Source organism: Collinsella sp. D33t1_170424_A12 (genome assembly GCF_015554865.1).
Lineage (GTDB): Bacteria > Actinomycetota > Coriobacteriia > Coriobacteriales > Coriobacteriaceae > Collinsella.
Window position 1 is genome coordinate 1 of sequence record NZ_JADNJJ010000144.1, and the last position, 5,947, is coordinate 5,947.

The 5,947-nt window shown below is 65.2% G+C and carries 5 protein-coding genes; all 5 read right to left on the reverse strand.

Going from position 1 to position 5,947, the window contains the following annotated elements; all coding sequences use genetic code 11:
* On the reverse strand, positions 1-276 hold a 276-nt coding region (locus I2E26_RS06185), incomplete at its 3' end, for a signal recognition particle receptor subunit alpha (RefSeq protein WP_195420032.1).
* Between the two features lie 130 nt (positions 277-406).
* Positions 407-1,321: a signal recognition particle-docking protein FtsY gene (gene ftsY, locus I2E26_RS06190; protein ID WP_195420033.1), complete on the reverse strand. Its 915-nt coding sequence runs from the start codon at positions 1,319-1,321 to the stop codon at positions 407-409.
* Positions 1,321-4,857 carry a chromosome segregation protein SMC gene (gene smc, locus I2E26_RS06195; RefSeq protein WP_195420034.1) on the reverse strand — a complete coding sequence of 1,179 codons (3,537 nt, stop codon included), beginning with the start codon at positions 4,855-4,857 and terminating at the stop codon, positions 1,321-1,323. Before smc ends, ftsY begins: the two co-directional genes overlap by 1 nt.
* A gap of 10 nt (positions 4,858-4,867) precedes the next feature.
* Positions 4,868-5,596 (reverse strand): ribonuclease III, encoded by a 729-nt coding sequence (gene rnc / locus I2E26_RS06200; protein WP_195420035.1) that lies wholly within the window; start codon positions 5,594-5,596, stop codon positions 4,868-4,870.
* A gap of 6 nt (positions 5,597-5,602) precedes the next feature.
* A complete protein-coding gene (locus tag I2E26_RS06205; protein ID WP_147588365.1) occupies positions 5,603-5,845 on the reverse strand; it encodes an acyl carrier protein in 243 nt (80 codons plus the stop codon).
* Positions 5,846-5,947: the final 102 nt, after the last annotated feature.

The window sequence follows — 5,947 nt, forward strand, 5'->3', positions numbered from 1 at the left end:
CTTGCTCTCGGTGGCACCGAGCAGCTCGATGAGCTCGTCGAGGACGATCTTCACGACGTTTTGTGCCGGGGAGAGCGACTCGAGCACCTCGGCGGTGAGGCAGCGCTCCTTCGTCTTGGCCACGAAATCCTTGACCACCTTGTAGTTGACGTCGGCCTCGAGCAGCGCCATGCGGATATCGCGCATGGCCGAGGTGATGTCTGCCTCGGTGAGCTTGCCCTTGCCGCGCAGGCGGTCGAAGGTGTCGTTCAGGCGGTCGGAAAGGCTGTTGAACATTGGTCATCCCCTTGGAGAGTCGAACATACTGCATAGAGCCGGTATCGCCGCGGTCTCGCAAGGCGAATCCGGCATGGAATCGGGCGCGGGCGAGCGCCGGGAACGCGCACGGGCCCGCGGGTCGCGCGGGCTACTCCTCGCCCACCAGCGCGCGGGCGAAGTCATCCGGGTCGAACTCCTGCAGGTCGCGCACCTGCTCGCCCACGCCCACGCGATAGATGGGCAGCTTGAGACGCGAGGCGACCGCCAGGGCGATGCCGCCCTTCGCCGTGCCGTCGAGCTTGGTCATGATGATGCCGTCCAGGCCCAGGGCATCGTTGAACTCGAGTGCCTGGTTCAGGCCGTTCTGCCCGGTGGCGGCATCGATGACGAGGACCACGTGCACGGCCATGGGTCCGCTCTTCATCTGCTCTGCGCGCTTGCGCGTCACCTTGACGACCTTGGCGAGCTCGCGCATGAGCTCGGGAGAGGTATGGAGGCGGCCGGCGGTGTCGATGAGCACGAGATCGCTGCCAAGACGGTCGGCTTCATCGAGGACGTCGTAGCACACGCTCGCGGGGTCGCTGCCGCGCTCGCGCTTCACCACGGGAACGCCGGCTCGGGTGCCCCACACATCGAGCTGCTCGATGGCGGCGGCACGGAAGGTATCGGCGCTGCCGATGACGACCTTCTTGCCGCGATAGACCATATCGCTGGCGATCTTGCCCACCGTGGTGGTCTTACCCGCGCCGTTGATTCCCACGAACAGCACGCAGCTGGGCGTATCGCGGAAGATATCGCCATCGGGGCGCACGAATACCTGGGAGAGGCGTTCGGAGAGCGCACGGCGGAGCTGGCGCGCGGTGCGCAGGTTCTTCCGTGCGGCCTCATCGCGAAGGTCATCGGTGACCTGCATGGCGATCTCGGCACCCATGTCCCCCATCACCAGCGTATCCTCAAGCGTCTCCCAAAAGTCTTCGTCGACCTCGCCGCCGAAGTAGAAAACCTCGTTCAGGGCCTCGCGGCTGCGCTCCAGTCCGCGCGACAAAGCATCAAAGAATCCCATTATGCGTTCACGACCTTTCCGGTTTCGCGATCAAGTTTCTGACTGACCACACGGCTCACGCCGTCGGCCTGCATGGACACTCCGTATAGCACGTCGGCCTCCTCCATCGTGCGGCGCTGATGTGAGACGACCAACAGCTGCGTGCTCTCGCGCAAGACGTTGATGGCGCCGATGAGCTTCGATAGATTCGAGTCATCCAGAGCCGCCTCGACCTCATCGAGGACATAGAAGGGAACCGTGCGCGTGCGGTAGACGGCGAAGAGCAGCGCGAGCGCCGTGAGGCTCTTCTCGCCACCGCTCATGAGCATCATCTTGGTGATGCGCTTGCCACGCGGCTGCGCGACGACCTCGATTCCCGTATCGGCGGGATGCTCGGGGTCGGTCATTTCGAGATGGGCCTGGCCACCCGGGAAGAGCATGGAGAAGACCTCGCGGAAGTTCTCATCCACTTTCTCGAACGTCACGAGGAACTGGCGACGCATCTTCCGATCGATGGCCGAGGTGATCTTCGTGAGCGCCTTGCGGGCGCTCTCGAGGTCGGCAAGCTGGGTCTCGACGTAATCGGCGCGCTCCTTCAAGCGCTCGTACTCCTCGAAGGCCACCTGGTTCACCGAACCGAGGTTGTTGATCTGGCGCGCCAGGGAAGCGAGTTCGCGCTCGGCCGCGGCACGGTCGGTGGGCGCGGGCAGCTGCAGCGCCTCCTCTAAAACCGTCTGGCCGTCGGCCGTGATCGACTGCACGGCGTTCTCGACTTGGACCTCGAGCTTTCCGCGGGCGACGCGGGCGTCGTTCACCTGCACGTTAGCAGCCTCGACCTCGGCTTTGGCACGCATGACCTCGGCTTTGGCATCCTCGATGGTCTTCTTGAGCGAAGCGGAATCGGCCTCCTCGAGGGAAGCCTGGTCGCGCAGGCGCGCCGCCCAGTCCATCGCGCGTTCGGAGAGCGCCTCGTAGCGGCTGTGCAGCGGGTCGACGCGCAGGCGCAGGACCTCGAGCGACCGCGACGCCTGCTCGGTGGCATTGATGCGCCGGTCGATGCCCTCGAGCCTGCGCTTGAGCTCGGGCTGCCTGCTCGAAAGGCTACGCAGGCGCTCCTTGGACTGCGCGAGCCTCACCTTGGCATCGGCGAGCTTGCCGGCGGCCTCGCTATCGTCGCGGCGAACGCGGTCCAGCTCGTCGGTCGCATCGGCGATCTGGGAGGCCAGGCCATCGAGTTCCGTGCGCGCGGCGTCGCGCTTCTCGGTCAGCTCGTCCACCTTCGGCTGCGCCGCGCGAACGGCCTCGGCGGCCTCCTCGCGACGGCGCTTGATCTGCTTCTGCTCGGCGAATGCCTGCGTGAGCGAATGCTCGAGGCGTCCCACCTCGGAAAGAACGGAGCTGCGCTCGCCATCGAGGCGCGCGATATCTCCCGCGCAGCCCGACTCGAGCGCGCGCGCGTCCTCAACGGCTTTAAGCGCCTCCTCGACCTGGGCGGAGGCTCGTTCGAGCACCGTTGCAAGATCGGGCTCCACGCCTTCGAGCTCGCGAATGCGGCGCTTGCGCTCGAGCGCGCCGCTCGTCTGGACGGCTCCCGATCCGATGCGGACCACGCCGCCATCGCGCACGCGGGCGCCGTCGGCGGTCACATACGTCACGCCGGGGAGCGAGGGGGCCGACAGGGCGTCGTCGATGGACTCGACGACGTAGTAACCGCCCAGCAGCGCTCCGACGACGCCGGCGAATCCATCGCGAACGGACAAGCGCTCCACCAGTCGGTAGCCCGCGGCATCGGGCATCGTAGGAGCGACGCGAAGATCGCGTGAGAGCACCACGGCCTCGCCCGTGGTCTTGGCCTCATCGATCGCGAACGACGAGATGCTTCGGAGCGAACGCCCGTCGTCGACGATGAACGCCTCGATGTCGGATGCGAGCAGTCGCTCGACGAGCGGCTCGAGCTCCACGGGGGCTTCGATCACGTCGCCCAGACGCGCCGCGATATCGCCCGAGCGCTGCTGGGCGATGCGCGAGACCAGCGGGGACGAATCGGACAGCTTCTCATCGAGCTTTTCGAGGCTTGCGAGCTCGGAACGGACCTCATCGAGCTTGCGGCGCGCCTCGCGCTCGCGATCACGCAGCCCCTGCAACGCAGCCTGTGCGCACTCGATGCCGGCGCGGGCCTCCTCGCGACGAGCACGAGCATCGGTCAGAAGCTCCTCGATTTCGTCGGCGCGCGAACGACGGCTCTCGAGGGAAGCCTGGACGTTTTCGATGTTGGAGTCGATCTGCTCGAGTCGAGAGGCGTACATGGAGTCCTCGATCTCTGCGTTGGACAGCGACTCCTTCACCTTTACCAGCGACAGCGAGGCCTCATCGATGGCGCGCTGGGCGTCTCGCTGCCCGCGGTTGAGGCGGGAGATGCGCTCGTCGAGCTCTACGCGACGCGCATGGAGCTCGTCAGCCGCCGGCAGGAAATCGTCGACGTCGCGCTGGGCGATATCGGCGGCGGCGCGCACCTCGTCGAGCTGGCGCTCGGTGTCCTCGAGCTCGGCGGCGACGCGGCGGCGCTGGTGCTCGGAACCGGAAAGGGTGCCGCGCATCTCGGAAAGGCGCGCGACCATGTTGCGGCCCTTCTCCTCGAGCAGGCGCATATCGGAGCCGATGCGGCCCACCACATCCTGCATATGGCGGCGGCGCTCGCCCAAGTCGCCCACGAACAGGCCCTTTTCTTCAAGCATGACCTGAAGCTTCTCGAGCTCGCGCTCCTTTTCGGCAACGCGGTAGCGGGCGAGCTCCAATGAGGCGGCGGCCTCGCGCGAAGCCGATTCGATATCCTGCCACTGCGCCTGCAGGCGGCGAAGCTCGTCTACCGCGAGCATCTGCGTAAGCTCGCGGGCGCGCGTGGAAAGATCCTTGTACTTTCGCGCGCGATCGACCTGGCGCTCGAGCGGTTTAAGCTGGCGGGAGATCTCGCGGTTGATATCGCGTGCACGGGTCAGATGCTCATCCATGGACGCGATCTTGCGCAGCGCGCGCTCCTTGCGGCGCTTATGCTTGGATATGCCCGCGGCCTCCTCGATGAGCGCGCGGCGCTCCTCCGGACGACTCTGCAGGATGGCGTCGAGCTTGCCCTGCGAGATGATGGAATGCGTCTCCTTGCCCAAGCCCGAATCATGCAGGATATCCTGGATATCCATAAGGCGGCAGGGGCTGTTGTTGATAAGGTACTCGCTCTCACCCGATCGGTACATGCGACGCGTGACGGCGACCTCGTTGAAGTCGACGGGCAGCATGTGGTCGCAGTTGTCCAAAACGAGCGTCACCTCGGCCACGCCCACGGGCTTGCGCGCAGAGGAGCCCGAGAAGATGACGTCCTCCATAGCCTGTCCGCGCAGCTGCTTGGCGCTCTGCTCGCCCAGGACCCAGAGGATGGCGTCGGAGATATTCGATTTTCCCGACCCGTTGGGACCCACGATCACGGTGAGACCGGGCTCGAACGTCATATGAGCCCGGTCGGCAAACGATTTGAACCCCTTGAGGGTGAGAGACTTGAGATACACGGGGCCTCGCTTATTTACCGGGCTTTTTCTTTAGGATAACGCCGTTGTGCGTGTAGCCCATGCGGTTGAGCGCGTCGAGGGCCGCTGCAGCCTCGGCCTCCTTCTTGGAGGAGCCCGTGCCGCGCCCGCGGCGAACGCCGTCGACGAACGCGACGGCCGTGAACGTGGGCTCGTGAGCGGGGCCATCGACGCCGATCAGCTTGTACGAAGGGGCCTCCATATGGTCTGCCTGCACACGCTCCTGCAGGTAGCTCTTGGGATTGGAAGGATGCTCGGCACGCTCGGTGGCCAGATGGGGCTTGAGCGTGCGCGCGATGAAATCGGCTGCGACCTGCCAGCCGCCATCGAGATACAGCGCGCCCACCAGGGCCTCGTACACGTTCTCGAGCGCGGAATGCAGGCCGCGGGCGCCGGTGCCCGTTTCGGAAGCGCCGAAGACGATGCACTCGTCGATGCCGCGCTCGAGCGCGACCTCGGAAAGCGTCATGCCCGAAACCAGGGATACCTTGAGGCGCGTGAGCTTGCCCTCGTCGAATCCCGGATAGGTGCGGAACAGCGACTCCGCTACCACCGCGCCCAAAATGGAATCGCCCAGGAACTCGAGACGCTCGTAGGATGCCGAAACCGGCTGGCCCTCGACGGCCGAGGGATGTGTGAGGGCGCTTTCGAGCAAGCTGCGGTCGCTAAAGGAATACCCGCAGATCTGCTCGGCGCGCGATGCTTTCTTGGCGATGGACACGAACGACTAAGCCTCCTGGGCGGACTCGATAGCCTCGATAGCATCGGCAACGGAGTTGATGCTCAGCAGCTTGTCCTCTTCGATCTCAAGGTCGAACTCGTCCTCCATGGCCGTTACGAGCTGCAGACGGTCAAGGGAATCGGCATCGAGGTCATCGAAGGACGTGGTCTCGGTGACCTCGTCGGCGTTGATCCCCAAAACGTCGCTGGCAATCTCGGCGACCTTCTCGAAAATCTCAGAGCGATCCATGAATGAGCTCCTTTCAGCTCGCGACAGGCCGCGCGGACGCCCTGCCGTATCGACAATCGGTTAGTAGTGTACCCGCTCGAGCAGGGCTGCTCAACACGAGGG

Excerpts from the sequence above, each read along its gene's own strand:
- ftsY (WP_195420033.1), bottom strand. The coding sequence starts at position 1,321 with ATGGGATTCTTTGATGCTTTGTCGCGCGGACTGGAGCGCAGCCGCGAG.
- I2E26_RS06205 (WP_147588365.1), bottom strand. The coding sequence starts at position 5,845 with ATGGATCGCTCTGAGATTTTCGAGAAGGTCGCCGAGATTGCCAGCGAC.